This is a genomic window from Streptomyces sp. NPDC001604, from assembly GCF_042893475.1.
Classification (GTDB): Bacteria; Actinomycetota; Actinomycetes; order Streptomycetales; family Streptomycetaceae; genus Streptomyces.
This window is the reverse complement of the sequence record NZ_JBIAUY010000037.1, coordinates 1-17955: the sequence shown is the minus strand read 5'-3', so window position 1 is coordinate 17955 and position 17955 is coordinate 1. Positions and strand designations below refer to the sequence as shown.

At 70.9% G+C, this 17955-nt stretch carries 23 protein-coding genes; 3 read left to right on the top strand and 20 right to left on the bottom strand.

Annotated features, from left to right (window positions below; translation table 11 throughout):
* Positions 1 to 42: 42 nt before the first annotated feature.
* The 20 genes from ACFY1E_RS47555 to ACFY1E_RS47460 all read right to left on the bottom strand — a co-directional run bounded on the left by ACFY1E_RS47555 (position 43) and on the right by ACFY1E_RS47460 (position 15163).
* Entirely contained in the window at positions 43 to 921 is an 879-nt protein-coding gene (locus tag ACFY1E_RS47555) for a hypothetical protein (RefSeq protein WP_389088787.1), read from the bottom strand.
* Between the two features lie 196 nt (positions 922 to 1117).
* Entirely contained in the window at positions 1118 to 1324 is a 207-nt protein-coding gene (locus ACFY1E_RS47550) for a DUF317 domain-containing protein (protein WP_389088784.1), read from the bottom strand.
* A 39-nt stretch (positions 1325 to 1363) separates the two neighbouring features.
* Positions 1364 to 2236 carry a DUF317 domain-containing protein gene (locus tag ACFY1E_RS47545; protein WP_389088782.1) on the bottom strand — a complete coding sequence of 291 codons (873 nt, stop codon included), beginning with the start codon at positions 2234 to 2236 and terminating at the stop codon, positions 1364 to 1366.
* Between the two features lie 45 nt (positions 2237 to 2281).
* The gene (locus ACFY1E_RS47540) at positions 2282 to 2935 is read right to left on the bottom strand and encodes an HAD family hydrolase (protein ID WP_389088780.1); all 654 of its coding nucleotides are present in this window, start codon (positions 2933 to 2935) and stop codon (positions 2282 to 2284) included.
* Positions 2932 to 4092 carry an MFS transporter gene (locus ACFY1E_RS47535; RefSeq protein WP_389088778.1) on the bottom strand — a complete coding sequence of 387 codons (1161 nt, stop codon included), beginning with the start codon at positions 4090 to 4092 and terminating at the stop codon, positions 2932 to 2934. Before ACFY1E_RS47535 ends, ACFY1E_RS47540 begins: the two co-directional genes overlap by 4 nt.
* On the bottom strand, positions 4089 to 5309 hold the full coding sequence (locus ACFY1E_RS47530) for an ATP-grasp domain-containing protein (protein ID WP_389088810.1): 1221 nt from the start codon (positions 5307 to 5309) through the stop codon (positions 4089 to 4091). Before ACFY1E_RS47530 ends, ACFY1E_RS47535 begins: the two co-directional genes overlap by 4 nt.
* Positions 5310 to 5785: 476 nt before the next feature.
* Positions 5786 to 7024: an MFS transporter gene (locus ACFY1E_RS47525; RefSeq protein WP_389088777.1), complete on the bottom strand. Its 1239-nt coding sequence runs from the start codon at positions 7022 to 7024 to the stop codon at positions 5786 to 5788.
* A complete protein-coding gene (locus tag ACFY1E_RS47520; protein ID WP_389088774.1) occupies positions 7021 to 7536 on the bottom strand; it encodes a hypothetical protein in 516 nt (171 codons plus the stop codon). The genes ACFY1E_RS47525 and ACFY1E_RS47520 overlap by 4 nt, the downstream gene beginning before the upstream one ends.
* The gene (locus ACFY1E_RS47515) at positions 7533 to 8423 is read right to left on the bottom strand and encodes a winged helix-turn-helix transcriptional regulator (protein WP_389088772.1); all 891 of its coding nucleotides are present in this window, start codon (positions 8421 to 8423) and stop codon (positions 7533 to 7535) included. The genes ACFY1E_RS47520 and ACFY1E_RS47515 overlap by 4 nt, the downstream gene beginning before the upstream one ends.
* A gap of 30 nt (positions 8424 to 8453) precedes the next feature.
* On the bottom strand, positions 8454 to 8876 hold the full coding sequence (locus ACFY1E_RS47510; RefSeq protein ID WP_389088770.1) for a hypothetical protein: 423 nt from the start codon (positions 8874 to 8876) through the stop codon (positions 8454 to 8456).
* An 11-nt stretch (positions 8877 to 8887) separates the two neighbouring features.
* Positions 8888 to 9331, bottom strand: a complete 444-nt coding sequence (locus ACFY1E_RS47505; RefSeq protein ID WP_389088768.1) for a hypothetical protein — start codon at positions 9329 to 9331, stop codon at positions 8888 to 8890.
* Positions 9328 to 9783 carry a hypothetical protein gene (locus ACFY1E_RS47500; protein ID WP_389088765.1) on the bottom strand — a complete coding sequence of 152 codons (456 nt, stop codon included), beginning with the start codon at positions 9781 to 9783 and terminating at the stop codon, positions 9328 to 9330. Before ACFY1E_RS47500 ends, ACFY1E_RS47505 begins: the two co-directional genes overlap by 4 nt.
* 115 nt (positions 9784 to 9898) lie before the next feature.
* A complete protein-coding gene (locus tag ACFY1E_RS47495; RefSeq protein WP_389088763.1) occupies positions 9899 to 10225 on the bottom strand; it encodes an SH3 domain-containing protein in 327 nt (108 codons plus the stop codon).
* A 199-nt stretch (positions 10226 to 10424) separates the two neighbouring features.
* Positions 10425 to 11147 (bottom strand): hypothetical protein, encoded by a 723-nt coding sequence (locus ACFY1E_RS47490; RefSeq protein ID WP_389088761.1) that lies wholly within the window; start codon positions 11145 to 11147, stop codon positions 10425 to 10427.
* Positions 11148 to 11203: 56 nt separating this feature from the next.
* Positions 11204 to 11893: a hypothetical protein gene (locus tag ACFY1E_RS47485; protein WP_389088759.1), complete on the bottom strand. Its 690-nt coding sequence runs from the start codon at positions 11891 to 11893 to the stop codon at positions 11204 to 11206.
* Positions 11890 to 12363: a GNAT family N-acetyltransferase gene (locus ACFY1E_RS47480; RefSeq protein ID WP_389088756.1), complete on the bottom strand. Its 474-nt coding sequence runs from the start codon at positions 12361 to 12363 to the stop codon at positions 11890 to 11892. The genes ACFY1E_RS47485 and ACFY1E_RS47480 overlap by 4 nt, the downstream gene beginning before the upstream one ends.
* 29 nt (positions 12364 to 12392) lie before the next feature.
* Positions 12393 to 13109, bottom strand: a complete 717-nt coding sequence (locus tag ACFY1E_RS47475) for a DUF3631 domain-containing protein (protein WP_389088754.1) — start codon at positions 13107 to 13109, stop codon at positions 12393 to 12395.
* Positions 13106 to 13591: a hypothetical protein gene (locus ACFY1E_RS47470; protein WP_389088751.1), complete on the bottom strand. Its 486-nt coding sequence runs from the start codon at positions 13589 to 13591 to the stop codon at positions 13106 to 13108. Before ACFY1E_RS47470 ends, ACFY1E_RS47475 begins: the two co-directional genes overlap by 4 nt.
* Entirely contained in the window at positions 13588 to 14238 is a 651-nt protein-coding gene (locus ACFY1E_RS47465) for a DUF4913 domain-containing protein (protein WP_389088748.1), read from the bottom strand. The genes ACFY1E_RS47470 and ACFY1E_RS47465 overlap by 4 nt, the downstream gene beginning before the upstream one ends.
* Before the next feature lie 169 nt (positions 14239 to 14407).
* On the bottom strand, positions 14408 to 15163 hold the full coding sequence (locus ACFY1E_RS47460; protein WP_389088746.1) for a DNA-methyltransferase: 756 nt from the start codon (positions 15161 to 15163) through the stop codon (positions 14408 to 14410).
* A gap of 525 nt (positions 15164 to 15688) precedes the next feature.
* Here ACFY1E_RS47460 and ACFY1E_RS47455 point away from each other — a divergent pair.
* The 3 genes from ACFY1E_RS47455 (at position 15689) to ACFY1E_RS47445 (ending at position 17874) form a co-directional block, all read left to right on the top strand.
* Complete coding sequence (locus tag ACFY1E_RS47455) at positions 15689 to 16804, top strand: C40 family peptidase (RefSeq protein WP_389088743.1); 1116 nt, start codon at positions 15689 to 15691, stop codon at positions 16802 to 16804.
* Between the two features lie 141 nt (positions 16805 to 16945).
* The gene (locus ACFY1E_RS47450; protein WP_389088741.1) at positions 16946 to 17311 is read left to right on the top strand and encodes a hypothetical protein; all 366 of its coding nucleotides are present in this window, start codon (positions 16946 to 16948) and stop codon (positions 17309 to 17311) included.
* 254 nt (positions 17312 to 17565) lie between these two features.
* A complete protein-coding gene (locus ACFY1E_RS47445; protein ID WP_389088738.1) occupies positions 17566 to 17874 on the top strand; it encodes a DUF6112 family protein in 309 nt (102 codons plus the stop codon).
* The last annotated feature ends 81 nt before the right edge of the window (positions 17875 to 17955 follow it).

Below are 17955 nucleotides of genomic sequence, written 5' to 3'. Positions count from 1 at the left end.
CGCGGGCAGGGATGCCCGTCGGTGCAAGCGGGATAATGCCGGTCAGCGGGTACGGGCCGGCGACGGCTGGGGCGGCGGGGTCAGACGGGTTTGCCCTGGAAGGTGCGCGGGGGCGTCGATCGTGCTTCCGCGGGCGGCGGCCCGGATGAGGTGGTGTTGGTCCTCGATGGGCAACGCCGCGATGTGCGATAGGCCCTGCGCGACGGAGGCACCGCGCTGTGTGCCCGCCGGTAGGCCGGCGGCATGCACGATCCGGGCCGCAGCCTCGGCTTCGATCAGGAGGCCGAATGCCGGTGGAATGTCGAGCAGTTGGGCAAGGTGCTCGCGGCTGCCGGTCAGTGCTTGAGTGAGGGGAAGTCCGTCGTCGAGGACGCTGTCGACGATGTCCAGCCAGAGGGGCGTGGCCTGGTGGAGGCGGGTGAGGAAGTCGGCGTCTGTGAGCCAGCATCCCCGGGACGGCTCAGGATCCGTATCGAGCTGAGCCGGTCGCCGCCGTGCGCTGTCGGCGCTGCTGGTTGGGGACGGTTCGGGCGTCCAGACCTTCAGGTAGTCCTGGATGGCATGGCTCAGGGGTATGACGGCGGCGCCGATCCAGGGTGAGGTGTCGTCGTGGTGCCAGTCCCGTACGACGCCGTAGCCGTCATGTCCGGGCTGTTTGCCGAGGCGGGTGTCCCGGACGGCGAACGTGCCGTGGTCGGCGAAGGACAGGTACACGTGGTCGAGGGCGCCGCGGTCCGGGTGGAGGATGTTCAGGCGCAGTCCGCCGTACTCACGTTCTCGGATGGTCTGGGCGAACTCGATGCGCAGCCGCAGCGGGGAGTCGGGCGAGACGACGGCGTAGCAGGCGTCGCCGATCACTCGTCGTTCGCGGACGGGCAGGTCGAGCAGGTCGGTGAAGAAGTGCTGGGCGTGCAGGGACAACGGTGGTGGTGCTCCTCGGCAGCGGACGGTTCTGCGGGGCGGCTACCTGGGTCGGCCGCCGACGGGGCGGGACGGACAGTCGGCGCGGGCCCCGTGCCCGGGGCGCTGACCCTGGCGTGCGCGGACGGCAGAGTCGGCGACGAGGGTGGCGACGCTCGGCTCTGTGCCGGGCGGCCCTGGCGCGCGGCGGCATCGGTCAGAGCGGCTGGGAGGGTGAGATGGAGGCGGGTGCCGCCGGGATGTTCCACACGGCGCGGGCGAGCGGCACGGGTGAGGCCAGGGAGGAGGCGAACGCCGCGACCAGGGAGGCGGGCACGGCGGAGGAGAACGTGGCGTTCCACAGCGGGTGATCCGGTGGCCCGCCCCACGCGGACCAGACGGGTGCGGCCACGTTCTTGTGCACGTAGGCATGTTGCAATTACTGGTCGTGGGCATCGGCGAATCAGCGGCGCGCTGCCGTGCGTGGGGCGGCGGGCGCCGGAGGAAGGGTGGCCGTGCTCCAACGTGGGACGCTGCGGGTGCCGAGTGCCGGTGGTCGGCGGGTGAGGGCGCGCTGGACGTCGAGCGGGGTGGGAACTGGGGGCGCGGGCGGTGTGACGGGAGTGAGCTGTGCGGCCTCGCGCAGCCCAGGGAGCATCGAGTCCCTCCAGCGTGGCAGGGGCGCAGGGTCGGACACGGTCTGGGTGATGGCCTTCACTAGAGCGGTGGGTGTGTTGGTGGTGGCGGTGGCGTACCAGCGGGCATACCCGTTCTTCGGTCCGCCCCACAGGTGCCAGCGGGCCTCCAGGGTGATGAGTTCCTTCTCCGGGTCGAGGCGGCCGGTGGTGTACTCACAGGTGGCCATCCCGTCCGGGGACTGCAGTTCCATCACGCCCCAGCGCGGGTGCTGAAACTGCCAGCCGTTTTTGATGAGCGGGACGACGGCGTCGAAGGCGCCGAGCTCGGGGTCCTTGAGGTCGGGCTCGGCGAGGTAGATGTCGGGACCGGCGGTGTACGCCTGAGCGAGGGCGGTGGTGAAGGCGGTGACGAACTCCGTGGGTGCGGTGTCGTTGAAACTGACGCCCCACGCGGGCGGGGCGAAGCGGTCGCGGTAGGCGTTGATCCGCCACAGTCCGTCGTCGTCGCCCTCGGGCAGGAATCCGAGTCGGACGCGGTGGTCGGGCGCAGTGACGTAGGCGTTGGCGAGGTTGTCGTGATGGAGGTCGAAGCCAAGCGCGAGGAGCGGCTCCAGCGCGGGGTCTGCGTCGCAAGTGCTGCCTGCGAGGTAGCGCGGGGATACGTAGTTGTCGCCGTCGATCTCTTCGGTGTCGGGCACGAAAGTCCTGAGGTTGAGGCTGGGGGAATGAGCACGCGGTTCTGGTCAGGTACGCGTGCTGTTCGCAAGTGCGGGCAGCAGCTGGTGTTCCAGGTCTGCGGGTTGGCCGGCGTAGTGCAGGGTGCGCAGGCCCAACTCGGCGGCGGCCCGGCAGTTGTCCTCGCGGTCGTCGACGAACAGCACGCGTCCCGGGTCGGCGACGCCGGTGGCCGCCAGGGCGTGCTCGTACGCGGCCGAATCGGGCTTGCACCGGCCCAGGCGGGCGGAGTACAGGGCGTCACTCATCAGATCGCGCCGCCAGTCGGTGGCGTCCAGGACGTCGCTGAGATGGGCCGGGGCGTTGGAGAGCAGCACCAGAGGCAGCCCCGCGGCTCGGGCGCGGTACAGGATGTCGAGGACTCTGGGGTCGGTACGGGTCCACATGGCGGTATCGGCGGCCCGCAGCGTGCGCAGCCACCGCGCGCCGGGATGGTGCCCGAGCACCTTCGCCCAGTAGGCGAGATCGCTCAGTTCGCCTGCGTCGTACGCGTTCCGGGGGGCCCAGAAGGCTTCTTGGAAGGAGGGGAGGTGTCGGTCGGGCCACTCGGCGAGGTCGGCGAGGCGGGTCCACATGATGGGGGTGGGCTGTCGGCCCAGAACACCGTTGTAGTCGATGATCAAGGCGTCCACACCGGTCGGCGCGAGGGAAGTGCTGGTCAAGGGGCGGTCTCCAGAGCTTTGCGGGACAGGGCGGCGACGGCAGCTGCGAGGAGGGCGGGCAGCAGCAGCGCGATCGGCAGGGCGGTGAGGGTGGCGAGGGCGCCGATGAGGGCGGGGCCGGCAAGCAGGCCGACGTAACCGGTGACCGCGACGGTGGCGACCGCGCGGGGGCCGCCGATGCCTGCGGCGGTGATCAGGCTGGGGATGGTGACGGACAACCCCAGGCCGAAGGCCGCCCACCCCAGGAGGACAAAGGCGATGGTGGAGCCAGCAAGCCCGGTTGCGAGGCCGAGCGCGGCCAGGGCGGCGCCGGCCCGGACAACAGCGGGAGCGCCGAAGTGGGCGGTGAGCCGGTCTCCGGCGAGGCGACCGGCGGCCATGGCGGCGCTGTAGACGCCGTACGCCACTGCGCTGGTCGCGGCGGTCGCACCGAGGTCGTGCAGGTGGACGGCAGCCCAGTCGGCAGCGGCCCCCTCGCCCAGCAGGGTTCCGGCCGCCAGTGCGCCCAGCAGCCACAACCGGGGCCGCGACAGCCCCCCGCGCTCGTCCAAGCCCGGTGCCACACGGTTGTGGACGGGCTCGAGTCCAGGGCTGGCGAGACAGCGGGTAAGGCGCGTCGCTGCACCTGCCGCCGTGGCGGCGGTGGCTGCGACGCCGGCGAACAGGACGGTGTGCGGGGTGTGGGCGGTGGCTGAGGCCAGCGCGGCGCCTGTGAGTCCGCCGAGGCTGAAACTCGCGTGCAACCGGCCCATGATCGGGCGGCCGTGAGCGTTCTGGCAGCGGACCGCAGCGGCATTGACTGCGACGTCGAGGACGCCGTGTGCGGCGCCGAAGACGAACGCCGCCACCAGGAGGCTCTCCAGGCTGCGGCATACCCCGAGGACGGCAAGGCAGACGGCGAGAGCGATGGCACCGCCGGTCAGCAGTGCGGGCAGGCGGGCCGGGTGGGCGAGGCGTCCGCCGGTCTGGAGTCCAGCGACCATGCCGAGGGCAGCGGCCAGCAGGATCAGGGCGAGCCCGGCGGTGCTCACCTCGGCGGTGTTCTGAACGGCGGGCATGCGTGCGCCCCAGACGGCCATCACCACACCCAAGCCGGCAAAGTACCCGGTCAGCAGACGGCGGCTGCGCGCCAGCTCGGGCCCCGCGGTCTGGTTCACGCGGCGTGCTCCCGGGTGACCGGGGCCGCCTGCGCGACCGCAGCCACCTGGACGTCGAGGTTGCGGTACGCCTCTTGGGCGCGGGCTTGGGCGATGGTGGCGGTCTGCCCGGTGGTGATCAGGTAGCCGATGCGAGCGGTGAACAGATCGCCCCCGTCCTGCGGCAGCACGAGCTGGTCGCCGGCCTGTCGCTGGAAGCGCACGCGCTCCATTCCCCCGGTGGGTTTCGTGACACAGCGGGCGGTGAGGGTGCCGGAGTAGGCCGGGTAGATGAAGCGGATCGCCGCGGCCTGGTGGCGAGTCGGCGTCAGGTCGGGAGTATGTCCGCAGGCGATGTCTGCGGCGGCGCGGGCAAGGTCGACGCCGGTGGCCAGGTGGACGAGGTGGCTGATCATGTCGCCGGCGATCCGGGCGTTGACCTCGATGAGGCGGGGGCGGCCGTCGACCACGCGGATCTCGACGTGGCTGACGCCGTCGGTGACACCGAGGGCGTCGATGGCCGCGACGGCGGCCGGGGCCACGGTGGGAAGGAGCGGGTCGTTCGCGTCGACCAGGTGCGCCAGTTCTTCGAAGTGGGGCGGCATGCCGACGGTCTTGCGGGTGACAGCGGCGACAGTGGTCTGTCCCTGGTGGGTGACGCACTCGACGCTCACCTCCGGGCCGTCGAGATATTCCTCGACCAGGACCTGGGTGCTCTCCACTCCGTGGCTGGCGGTCTTGGCGGCGAAGGCGTACGCGGCCTGCAGCTGGTCGGCGGTGTCGACACGGATGACGCCCATGCTCGCGGCGTGCGCGGCGGGTTTGAGGACGACGGGGAAGCCGATGCGCCGGGCGGCATCTGTCGCCTCGTGCTCGGTGCGCACGCTGACGGAGGCGGCGGAGGGCACCCCGTGGCGGGCGAACAGGCTGCGGCTCGTGTGCTTGTTGCGGCAGCCCTGGAGGGCCTCCGGAGCGGTGGTGGGCAGGCCGAGCCGGCGGGCCAGGCGGGCGACGGTGATGAGATACCACTCGGTCCACGTCATCACGCCGGCCAGCGCGTGCCGATCCGCGAGCGCGTGCCCGGCCGCGGTCAGCGCCGCCTGATCGGCGGGGTCGGCGACCTCGTAGTCGAGGAGGAACTCCTTCTCCCAGGTCGGCGCGGCGCCGGAGATCAGAACGACGTCGTAGTGGGCGGCAACGCTCTGAAGGCAGGTGCCGCGATACGCCTGGGCCTCCATGTCTGAGGCGGCAACGACCAGGACGACGGGGCGAGAGGACAACAAGGCTCCAAACAGTGCGGGGGAACGAAGAGCTGAGGCAGGGCGCCTGGGGCAGGCGGTGCGGCGGCGTCGCAGCTCGAAGGCAGACGCCCACTGGGGGTGGTCCTCGATCAACTTGCGGGCGTACAGAGCGGTGAAGGAGTTGTTCAGTCCGCGCACGCCCGCGGGCAGCTGCCAGCGCAGGTCCTCAAACAACGCCTTGAGCCCGACCCAGATGGCGCCGGCGGCGAGTCGGTCGGCCGTCAGGCGCTCCAGGGCGCTGTAGACGTACGGATGCTCAGCATCGAAGGCCAAGAACCGGTCGGTCAGCGTCGGGCGCGAGCCCGCTCGAAACGACGCTCGGGCTACCGGCAGGGCTTAGGGGGGTCGGCAAGGGTGTGGGACGTGGGCATGGCGGCGGTCTCCGGTGGTGAGCGGGAGGGTGACCGGGCGGGTCAGGCGCAGGAGGTGCGCAGGGCGGGGGTGCTGCGCAGCCGGGCGAAGGCGGCGACTAGGCCCAGCGCCTGCAGTGCGGCGCAGATGGTGATCACGTGGCCGAGTTGGGCGGGCGGCACGGTGGCGACGAGGACACCGGCGAGGGGGAAGGGCAGCAGGAGCAGCAGGATGGTCAGCGACAGGGTGGCGCCGAAGACCGGTGCGGGGATGAGGCGGGAGCGCAGGGTGCGCAGCACGACGGTCATGCCGCCCTCGCCGGCCATGAGGACGGCGATCAGGGTGAGATAGCTGCCGTAGGTGTCGGCGAAGGAGACAGCCAAGCATGCCAAGGCGGCGATCGTGGCGGACACGGCGCCGACCGGCCACAGGCCGAAGCGGTCGATCGCCCGGCGGCACAGGGCGACCGCGAGGAGAGAGGCGACGGCGGCTGCCGACCAGATGAGCCCGACGTCGGCCGTGGAGTGTCCGAGCTGTTTGACGATGATCACTGGGGTGGCGGCCTGCAGCAGGCCGACGGTCAGGTTGGAGACGGTCAGTCCGGTCACCAGCCAGCCGAGGGCCGGCAGCGCGCGGAGGGTCGACCAGCCGGTGTGCAGCCCCTTAAGGACGGGCTGCGGCGCGGCGGGCTTGCTCCGGTGGCGCTGGCGCGGGGCCAAGACGCTGGTGAGCAGCGAGAAGACGGCGATCACGATCAGCATTCCGGTGGCGCCGGCCCGCTGCAGGAGCAACCCGGCGAGTGCGGGGCCGACCAGCGTGGCGAACTGGTCGATGCCGAGCAGCACCGACTGAACGCGGTGGGCGCGGGCGCCGGCCTCGCGGCCGGCGACTCCGCCCGCGGTCTCGGCCGCGATGTAGGAGCATTCAGTGAGGATCCCGGTGGACGCGGCGAGCAGCATGACGGTGACCGTCGCGCTGAGGCCCGCCTGCGTTGGCAAGATGAACGCGGTGGCCAGGACAACCACGGCCCGGCCCGCGGAGGCGAAACGGAGCACGGCGGTGGTCCCGTGGCGGTCGACCAGAACCCCTGCGAAGGCGAACGAACCCAGTCTCGGCACCCATTCCAGCGCGAACGCGAGGCCGGTCAGGGCGGCCGAGTTGGTGGTGGCCAGTACCAGCAGCGGGATGCCGTAGGTGGCCATGGCGAACGCGGCAGCGTCCGTGCTGCGCGGCAGGTAGATGCCGCGCAGCAGAGTGGGGACCGGGCGACGGGCACGCCAGGGTCCGACACGGGATCTCACGCAGCGCGCCCCGATTCCTCCGCCGCACAGGAGGAGCGGGCGATGTCCTGGTGCAGGACGCGGGGGTACGCCGTAAGCCACTCGGACAGCGCCGCTCGCGGAGCCGACGGTTCGGTCGCTGCGCCGGATTGCCCCGGGCCGCCGTCCTGCATCTGGAAGGCGTGCTGGACGCGCGCGACGAAGTCACTGGTGCGGCTGGGAAGTTGGTTGGTTCGGGCCCAGCGTGCTGCGGTGTCGTACACCTCGGCCAGGTCCTTGCCGCTCGCGGTGAGCTGGTAGCGGGCCAAGGCGTGTCCGCGGGCGTGGATGAGGCCGAGGTCACGTCCGGTGTCGATGGCGTGGCGCAGTTGTCCGGTGGTGAGGTCGCCGAGGGCGCCCTGCAGGCTGCCGCGTTGGCGACTGATGGGGCCGTTGTCGTCGATCTCGGTGATCAGGCGTATTAGGCCGGGCAGGGTCAGGGTGCGGATCGCGCGGCGTTGGCGCAGGACGCTGGTGGGCAGGGCGGCTGTCATCGGCGCGGGCCTCCTGCCGGGGTGATGGGGCGGGCGGGTATCTGGTGGGAGAAGAGGTCGTTGGCCTTCCACGCCGGGCCGTCCGGCGGCGGGGTGGTGGCCAGGGCAGGGCCGGCAGACGGTGCGGCCGGAATGGCGGGTGCCGGCAGGCGCGTCGGCGTGGTCGCCCACGTGCCGGAGCGGGTCTGGGACGGGGCGGTCCCCGGTCGGCGAAGCGGGTCGGCCTCGGCGGACGGGAGGACAGCCCACGTAGTGATGGCCTGGAAGACGGGGGCGAGTGCCTGGCCGCTGGCGGACAGCTGGAAGTCGCCGCTGCCTGTGGCCGTGACGAGGCCGTCGGCCACCAGTCGGTCCAGGGGCTTGTAGACAGCAGTCAGCCCGTATCCAGGCATAGCCTCGGTGGCCAGGGCCTTGGCGCTCGCACGGCCCCGGGCCTGCAGGGTCATCAGGATCGGGGTGGCGTGCCGCGGGGCGATCAGAGTGATCGTGTCGTCGATGTTCTGGGCCGGGGGGATCCGCTCGGGCTCCAGCTCGCCGGTGGCCTTGCTGGTGACAAGCTGCTTCTCCAGGTAGGTGTCGCCCCAAGAGGCGATCACAGCCAGGACGGGGAGCAGTTCGGCACCGCGGCCAGTGAGGCCGTAAGTGACGTGGCGCGGGGCGTACTCCGTGCGTTCGACCACGCCGGCGTTGGTGAGGTGGCGCAGCCGGGGGTGGAGCTGGCCGTCGGCGAGCCACGGCAGCCGGGGTTTGATCTCGGCGTAGCGCAGCGGCTGGGAGGAGAGGGTCATCAGCACCCACACGCTCCAGCGCGGGGCGAGCAGATCCAGCGTCTTGGTGACGCTGGAGCAGTCGTTCGGGGTGGTGGGGGGCTGAGCGGTGGTGGCCAAGGATGGGGCTCCTCAAGCAGTGCGGGCAGATCAGCGGGTGCGGGAGGCGGCGGCCTGCGGGGCGGCGGGTACGGGCACAGCCGGCGGTGGGGTGTCGGGGGCCGGTGCGCGGCGCAGTCCTGCCAGGACCGCGCCGGTGTTCTTGGCGTAGGCGTCGCGGGCGGCGACGGACTCGGCGATGCGGCGGGCGCAGTCGACGATGTGACCGGCGGCAAAACGGCCGATCTCCCGCTCAGGGGCGATGAGTTCGCGCAGCCTCTCCAGCTGGAAGGCGATGTTGCGCTCAGCGAGCGCCAGATCGCTGTGACTGCCGGTGAGCGCGGCGAGCAGGGTGGCATCGGGGGTGCTGTCGGCGAGCGCTTCGAGCTCACCGAGCGGCCGTTCGTACAGCGCCTCGATGCGCTGGGCGATGATCTCGGAGATGGCGTGGGCGGTGGCGTCGGGCTCGGGCAATCGGCGGGCTTTCAGGGACGGTGGGTCCGCACCGCCCCGGCACGGACGGTTGCCGGGGCGGGCGGAGCAGTGGCGGTGATCTTCGGTTGGGCGAACTGCACCGGCTGCACGGGGCGTTGATCGGGAGCGGGCATGGTCCGCAGGAGGTCGTCGAGGGCGGCGACGTAGCCGTCCCGGCCGGCCAGCGCAGCCTCCAGCCACTGGGCGTCCCAGCGCAGGTCCTCGGCGGACAGGTCGCCCAGGTCGCGGTCACAGGACATCGAGGCGTGGACGCGATCACGTACGCGGACGACCTGTTCCTCGGCGACCGCGAGAAAGCTGCGCAGTTCCAGCGCGCGGTGGAGTGCGGCGCAGACCTCAAGATGGGCTGCCTGCGCATACAGCTCGGCGACGGAGGCACCGAACGCCTCCACCAGCGCGGTGTCGCGGCTGGTGGACTTGTCGATGACGCTCATCGCGTCACCCCGTGCGTCGGGATACCCCGCTCGCCGGGCAGCGCGGGCGCCGCGGTGGGCAGCGCCGGAGCGCGGCGCGCGGCGGGGCCGGCACCACGCCAGGCGCCAGGCCCGCGCTTGCCAGGGGCGAGGGGGTCGAGGAGGTAGTTCACGACCATCACGCGACCATCACGTGCAGTGACAGCGGCGTTGACCAGGTGCGCCAACTCCATGACAGCGTCGTCGAGTTCGCCTGGGTGCGTGCCGAGCGCCTCGACAAGCGCGTCCTCCGCGGTGTCGAGTGCGTCCTGGGTTTCGGCGAGCAGGCCGTACCAGTGCACGACACTGGTGGCATCGGGGTTGGCCTGTGGTGCCGCCTGAACCGCCCGGCGCAGATCGGCGAGAGGCATCTGGAAGCGGTCCTCGATCCGCTCAGTGACGACGCCCATCACGTCCTCGCTGAACTCGGGCACGGAGAAGTTCCTTTCATTCGCTGTTCGGGAGCGGGAAAAATTCACTGCAAATCCGGTCCGTGCGGGAGCGGTCCGCGAACCCGGATGCCGAAGAGGGGAATTGCGGGCCGGTCTGCTAGTCCAGGCACATGGCGGTGTCGCGGTAGACGTACGTTCCGGACACCCACCCCTTTACGCCGGTGGTCTTGTCCGTGATGTAGCGCCAGTTCCCGCTGCTCTTGTGGACGGTGAACTTGTGGCTGCGGTAGAGCACGCCGAGCGCCGCGGACTTGGAGGACGCCTTGGAGCGGATCGTTACAGCCTTCGCGTGCACCTTGTACGGGAGCGGCTTTGCCGAGCAGCTGCTGACGGTGGTTGCGGCACTGGCGGTGGGGATGGAGATGAGCGGGAGAGCGAGCGCGCCGAGAACAGCGGCGGAGACGGCTATGCGGCTGGTGCGCATGGGGAATTGACCTCCACGAGAATAGGGAAGGGAATGCGGAAACGGACCCGGGCTGATGCCGTGCGGGCCGAGAACAAGAGTCCGGAGAATCCCCGGTTTCGGTAACCGGGGATTGCGTGCTACGTTCCGCACCGCCTAGCTCAGGGCAGACGGCATTTCACCGGACGGGGAAGGGGAAAGCCGGTGGGTAGCCGCGAATTCAGCGGCTGGGACCGCGCGGTGGAGCGGGGTGCGCGGGCAGTGCGGGGACACCCGGAGCGGTGGTGTGGCTGGCTGGCGGTGACGCGGCCGGCAGCGGGATCGCCTCGCCGTTCCAGTGCGCTTCCCACCACTGGGTGGCTGCCTCGAAGGTGGCGAAGGCGCCCTCGCGCAGGGTGTGCGTCCACGCGTCGGTGTCGACCTCTTCGAGCAGTACCCGGAACGGCAGTGGCGCCTTCTCGTCGATGGCGCGCAGCAGCACGGTGGTCTCGATCGGCTCGGCGTCGTGCGTGTAGCTGGTCAGCAGGGCGAAATGGTCGCCGTCGCTGCGCAGTCGCTTCTCCAGGGCACGGGTGGCCTGGTTGGCGGGTGCGGTGCCCATGCCGTCGGGCAGGAGGATCTTGTCCTCGGGGCAGCCGCGGGCGATCAGCCAGGACTGGGCAATGGACGGCAGCGGCAGTTCCTTGTGCGTGAAGCGGAAGGTGCGCGCCGCCGAGTCGCGTTTGAGGTGCAGGGCGACGATCTGTGGTTCCCCGGGGATGCCCCATGTGACGGCGCGGTTGTGCATCACGTAGAAGCTGTGCCCGCCGTCCTCGGTGTGGTGCTCGGCCAGCAGGGTGAGCATGTCCTGCTCGATGGTGATGTGCTGCCAGAACTGGTCGGCGACGTGGTCGTTGACGGCCTCATATCCGTCGAGGCGGAAATCCGGTTCATGGGTGGGCATCGGTGCTTTCGGTGCGACGACGCCATGGGCGCCGTGGGCTGGGCGTGTTGAGCTGTTCAGCGACGCAGGTGTGCGGGAGCGCGTGATGACGCTGGCCGGGGCGACGGCGTGGTGCCGGGCGGGCCTGCGGGGCGCGGGGCGGCAAGGACGGCCCGGCCGGCGTCGGTGAGGGTGACGGGCTGGCCGGCGTGCACTGGGTGGGAGGTGTCGCGGTCCACGAGGCCGCTCGCCTGCAGGCGCTGCAGCTGGGCGTAGGAGATGCGGGTGCGGGAGGGGGTGGCCACGGCGAGCCGGTGGGTGAGGAGGTTCTCGTGCAGTTTGGCGCCCTGGGCGATGGCGAGCAGGGCCGCGAAGTCTTTCGTCGGCACCTGCCGTGGCGCTCTTCGCGGAGCGGCGGCTTCGATCGGCTCCAGCGCGGCGGCGGCCCGGGCCTGCTCGGTGTCGCGCTCGTCGATGGTGCGCGCGAGCTGGTCGACCGTGCGCTCGATTCGGGCCAACAGCGCCTGATCGACGGGGAACTCGCCGGACACCAGGCGGGCGAGACGGGCGCGGTGGAAGGTGACGTCCCGCTCGGCCCGGACGAGGTCGCGGTGGGCGTCCGCCAGGGCCGAGTGCGGTGCGTCGAGGAGACCGGCCTCGCGGTGCCGCCACAGCGTCTCGATGCTGCACCCTGCGGCCGTCTCGATCCTGTGGTCGAGCACGGTGCGCGGGTGGCGGTCGGGCGAGGGTGCGAGGGGTGAGCTCATGTCGGAGCGGTTCTTGTGTGCGGGAGAGTGTCCGAGGCGCACGCGTCCAGGGCGATGCGGACCTCGACGTAGGGGCCGTCGCGGGTGCGCCGGGTGGGCCCCAGGCGCTCCAGGAGCCTGAGCATCGGCGCGTTGGACGCCTGCGTGAACGCGGTGAGGGTGTGTGCCCCGCGCGTGCGGGCGATCCGGGCCGCCTGCCGGGCCAGGGCCGTTCCGATGCCGCGGCGGTGGTGGTCGTCGGCGACTTGCAGTCCGAGGTCGACGACGCCCGGCTCCCGGCTGACGGGCCCGAGGCAGAGGAGGGCCAGTGGCCGCTCGTCTGCGTCGAGTCCGATCCAGCACTGCGTCTGGGCGAGCAGCCGTGTCAGGTCGCGGGGCGTGAGGCGGGTTCGGCCCCAGCGGCGCAGCAGGTTCTGTTCGGAACACTGCGCGTGGAAGGCGGCGACCAGGTCCCAGTCCGCCGCGGTCACCTCGCGGGTACGCGCGAGGGCGGGGTGGGTCAGCAGGAGCAGTCCGGGCGGGCGGCCTGCAGGTCGCCGCGCCGGTAGGCCCGGTAGCGGCTGCCGTCGACGTTGCGCGGCTTGCGGGACTGGACGCCGTAGGGGCGCAGGAGCAGAGCGAGGCGGACCGGGGTGAGGTCGGCGTAACGCCAGCGTCCATCGGCCTCGCCGGGCAGCTCGCGCAGGCGCGTGACCAGCTCCGCGGTGCTCACATACTCCGCTGCACCCAGGACGTCGAAGATGTCAAGGCAGGCGTGGACAATCGTCCTCGGCCGGCTCGGGCAGGTCAGGAACTCCTCGCACGTGGCCTCGTGGAGGCCGTCGAAGTCGTCGGGACCCTCCAGATCCTCGAAGCCCTCGAAGTCGGGATCGAGGTCCGGATCGAAGTCGGGCTCTTCGTCCTCCACCGGCTCGTACTCGCTGGGCGGTGCGGGCTCGTACGCAGCCGCGCAGCAGCAGGAGGTGGACAGCAGCGCGCTCAACTCGGCTCCGGCTGCCATGCGTTCGATCAGCAGGTCGGTGAGCGTGTCGAGCTGCTCGGCGGCGGTGACGTCCGCGGGACGGTCGGCGCCGGACAGGGCGGCGAGATGCCGGTCGAGGTCCTGGATCTCGACGAACACATCGACGATGGCGCGGTGGTGCGGGTTCTCGGTGACCTCGGCCGGCGCCAGTACGGCGGCGGCGACCTGGTCGATCAGGGTGGGGAACTGCGTCAACGAATGGGGCCCTTCAGGGTCGGGGGCAGTGCGGGTCGCGGAAGGCCGGGCATCGCGTAGGGCGGTGGTCCTGGCTTGGGGATGGGCTGGCGCGCTCCCAACTGCGGTGAGCCGGTGCGGGCCGCGTGGGTGCGCTCGCCCAGGGGCCGTCGGGTGAGGCCGAGGCGGACGCGGGCGGTGTCGTACACGTCGTGGGCTTCCCGCGGGCGTACGGCCACGACGTGGATCTCGGTGGTGTGCGTGGAGTTGGCAGGCGCCGGCCGCTGGGCGTAGACGATGCGCCACGCATTGCGGTGATCGACGTAGACCTTGCGGCATCCGGCGAGATCGCGGGTGAGTTTGGCGCCGAACAGGCGGGCGTTGACGACCTCCTGCAGCTGGGCGAGCGCCAGGTCACGGATGTCTGCGGGGGCCTGGAGAAGGTCGTTCAGGGCCCGCGGGTCGAGGGAGAGACCGAAGGCGGGCCGGTCGTGGCCGCTCATCCGGCCCCCTGGCCGGGTGTGCCGTTCTCGTCGGACTCTGCGGTTTCGGCGGTGGTCCGGCTCGAGGGCGGCGGGCCGGGCAGCAGGCGGTGGGCGGGGCGGTCCGGATCGGTCATGCACGCGGACAGCGGCCCGCCGGCAGCCCTGACGGTGGCCATGGCGTGGGTGAGGAAGTCCCGGTGCCAGACGAACAGGCCGGACAGACCTGCCTCGGGATCCTTGTGCTGCTGGTAGGCCAGCCACAGGGCGTGGAGCCAGGCGACGACGTCGGCGTGTTCCTGCCACTGCTCGCACCACGGGGCGGCGGTGGTGACCTCCGCCCCGTAGACCCGGACGAGGAAGTCATCCACCCAGTCCGACAGCGCGTCGAGTTCGTCTTCGTACTCCTCGCCCTCCAGCTCCAGGATCGGGCGGGGCTCCGGCGGGGCGGGCTGCGGCGGCAGGCCCGCGAACCCCGGCATGCCGAAGGCGCCGAACGGTGAGTCCGTGGGCGGCGGTGCGGAGGCGAGGCTGTCGAGCTGGCGGGCCTGCTCGGCAGATTGGTCCAGCAGTTTGCGGACGCTCGCCTCAATGCTCTCCAGATCGGACTCCGGCAGCCGGACCGGTTCCGTCTCCCCGCCCTCCGGGGGGTTTATGGATTCAGGCACGAAAAGGGGCCTCCTTGAGCCGCGGCCGTTGGGCGTGAATTGCGGCTCAAACCATCCGGAGAATCCCCGGTTTCGGTAACCGGGACTTTGCTGCTATAACGCCCCGCGCGGCACGGCCATGGCATGACGGGCCACGCACCACAGGCCGTACCGCGCTGCACAACAGGGCTCAGGACGTGAGGGTCAAGTCGTCCTGGGACAACGTCTGTTGCAGCGTTTCGGTGAGACGGTCGGCGGCTATCTCGGCGTAGTGCTTGGTCTTCTCGACGCCGATGAAATCACGGCCCTCCAGCAGGGCCGCGACTCCCGTCGAGCCCGAGCCGCAGGTGAAGTCGAGCACCGTGCCGCCGGGCGGGGAGATCTGCACCAGCTCACGCATTACGGAGACGGGCTTCTGCGTGATGTGCTGCCGACTCTTGCCCGACGGTTGCGAGGCGCTGTACAGGCCGGGCAGGTAGACCGGGTTCCTGGACGCGTCGACCGGTCCGTTGCTGGCCCAGACGACGAATTCGCAGTTCTGGGTGAAACGGCCCTTCTGGGGGCGGGCCTGCGGCTTGTGCCAGGCGAGCACGCCCCGCCAGAGCCAGCCGGCGGCCTGGATGGCATCCGTGGTGATCGGCAGCTGCCGCCAGTCGGTGAACAGCAGCGCCGTGCCGCCAATCTTGGTGAGCCGGTGAGCCTCGGTCATGATCTGGGTCAGCCAGAAGCCGTAGCTCCGCTGATCCATGTTCTCGCCTGTGAAGTCCGGCAGTTCGTGACCTGCGTCGGCGGAGGTGTACTTCTGCTTCGCGCTGCGGGAGGTGCGCTCCTTGGCCGTTCGCCCGCCGCTGTTGTACGGCGGGTCGGTGATGACGGAGTCGACGCAGTCGTCCGGCAGTTCGGCGAGGACGCCGAGCGCGTCGCCCTGGTGCAGGGAAAAAGGCAAAGAGATACCCCAATTCGGGTCGGGTGAGGTGAGGGAGAGACGCTCCGGCCCGCCTGGATAACCCGCGGGACCGCATGCGGGCAGGAAGGCACTGCGGGCCGCGCAGCGGCGGGGGCGAGGGGGAGGAGCCAAAACTGTAGGGCACGATCCCCGGTTGAGCGCTATCGCCGCCGAAAACCCCGAAAGAGAGCCTTGATCAGAGACGATTTCGGCAACCGGGGATCCGCCCTTAGTGTTTTGGAACTGCCCGGCGGACCACGCCGATGGCGCATCCCCGCCCCTGCCTTCGTGGAGGTATCCCCATGCCCTGGCACACCTGACCCGACGCCCCGTGCCGGTGCGAGCGGCAACTCGCGCACGTGTACCTAGGCCCCGATTTACCCACCACCCGGCCGTCGCGCCCTTTCCTCAACGACGCACGCGCCGCCGGGACTTCACCAAGGACCTCGTTGTGACATCGCTCTACCCTCCCCTGCCCGCGCACCGGTCTCCGGCTCGTGACGGCCGCCCGGGAGGCGTCCCCGATTGAAGGGCGTAGCCGCCGGCATCGGCGTCTTCGTCCTCTCTCCTCTCCTCCTCGCTGGCACGGCCATGCTGATGGCCACCAGCAGCGAGGCCGCCCAGACCACCTACTCGTCCTTCAGCTGCGTGGGCGACGTCGACACCGAAACGGTCGTCGAGCAGGTCACCAAGATCCTCAACGGTGCGACCGCCAAGGACGTGCACGTCGAGGGCCTGTCCCTGCCCGAGGAACAGATCCCCAACGCCCGCACGATCGTGGCCACCGGGATCGGCCTCCACGTACCTAAGAAGGGCCAGATCATCGCGCTTGCCACCGCGATGCAGGAATCACGGCTGCGCAACCTGAACTCTGGCGACCGCGACTCGCTGGGTCTGTTCCAGCAACGGCCGAGCCAGAGCTGGGGCACCGCTACGGAGATCCACGACCCCGTCTACGCGAGCGAGGAGTTCTACAAGCACCTGCTCGCGGTGGACGGTTGGCAGCAGCTGACCGTCGCCCAGGCCGCGCAGAAGGTCCAGCGCTCCGGCTACCCCGACGCCTACGCCGACTGGGAGGAGCTGGCGACCGCCCTCCAGAAGGCGATCGCCGCGACGTTCCCCGACGCCGACCAGGACACCAGCGAGACGAACACCACCTCCAGTACCGCGCCCTGTGCGGCGTCCGAGGACGGCTCCGGGTACGGCACCATCCCGGAAGGGCCGGTACCGAAGGGCTACGCGATCCCGAAGGACGCCGATCCGAAGGCGCGCAAGGCGATCGCCTGGGCGATGGCGCAGCTCGGGACGATGTACCAGTGGGGCGGCACCTGCACCGCGCCGCACGGCCCCGACCCGATGGGCCGCTGCGACTGCAGCTCCCTGACCCAGCAGGCGTACAAGCACGCCGGCGTCCAGCTCACCCGCACCACGTACACCCAGGTCAACGAGGGCAAGGCAGTGTCCCCCAAGGCACTCAAGCCCGGTGACCTGATCTTCTCCCGCGGCAGCGCCGCCCGCCCCGAACACGTCGGCATGTACATCGGCTCGGGACTCGCGATCGAGGCCCCCCGTACCGGAAAGCCTGTGCGGATCACGCCGCTCGCGGACTGGGACATCCTCGCCGCCCGCCGCGTCACCTGACCCCCGGTCGGGGCGCGGCAGCGCGGCACACCCCCCTGACCGGGATACCCCCCGGGACCTCTTCCGCACTCACCTCGGACGGGCCCCGCAGGACCCGCCGTCCTGCCCACTCTCATTCCCCTGACAACACGGAGCACCTACTTGATAACCCGCCACCGCACCCAGCGCGCCCTCGCGGCAGCCTCTCTGGGCCTGGCCGTCGCCGCCGGCGGCCTGGCCACCGCCAGCACGGCACAGGCGTACGACACCGGCACCACCACGATCAGCTGCAGTGCGGTCAAGATCCGCAAGGTCCCGTCGAAGACGTCCACCGTCGTGGGCATCGGCTACCGGCACGACAAGGTCGTCTACGACCAGTGGGCCTACAAGAAGGCCGAGAAGACCTGGTACACCCACGGCACCGTCACCCGGAAGTCCGACGGCAAGAAGGTCCGCGGCTACATGATCTACAACTGCGCGAACCCCTACAGGACCAACCCGGCACCGAAGCCGTCGATCCCGAAGTAGTGCACCCCGGCAGCCGGTTCGGAGCCTGAGCCGAAGCGCCATCGACAGCGGCCCCGGCCCGACCTGTGGCCTCGTCCAGCCTCGGCACGAAACCTGCGTGACCTCGGGCACGCCACGCCGCCCCAACGCGGGCGCCGACCGGACCAGCCGTCTCCCGCACCGCTGTCGGCCTTCCTTCTCGAGGCAGTTGCCTCGCCCCCTCCCCCTTTCTGTGATTCCCGCGCGCCGGGCTTCGGCGTGCCCAAGGAGCCTCATTGCACCTGCTCGAAACCGTGCAGTATCTGGCCTACGACCCCGGCATCACGCCCTCGGGCGGTGGCCTGCCCGGCCTCGCCGTGCTCAAGAACGTCGTCAACTCGATCAACCTGTTCGCGATCGTCGCCGTGGTCGGCGCGCTCGCCGTCTCCCTCGGCGTGTGGGCGTGGGGCCACCACACCGGCGGCCACCAGGCCGAGGCCAACGGCAAGAAGGGCGCGGTCGTCGCGGCGGGCGCCGCCCTTGGTCTCGGCGCCGCGAACGGGGTCGTGGCGTTCTTCTCCGCCCTGGGGTCGCAGGTGTCTTAATGAAGAAGTCAAGCCACCTGCGCAACCGGCGGACCGGAGTCGTACGGCCGCCCATCACGCAACATCGCCCACAACACACCG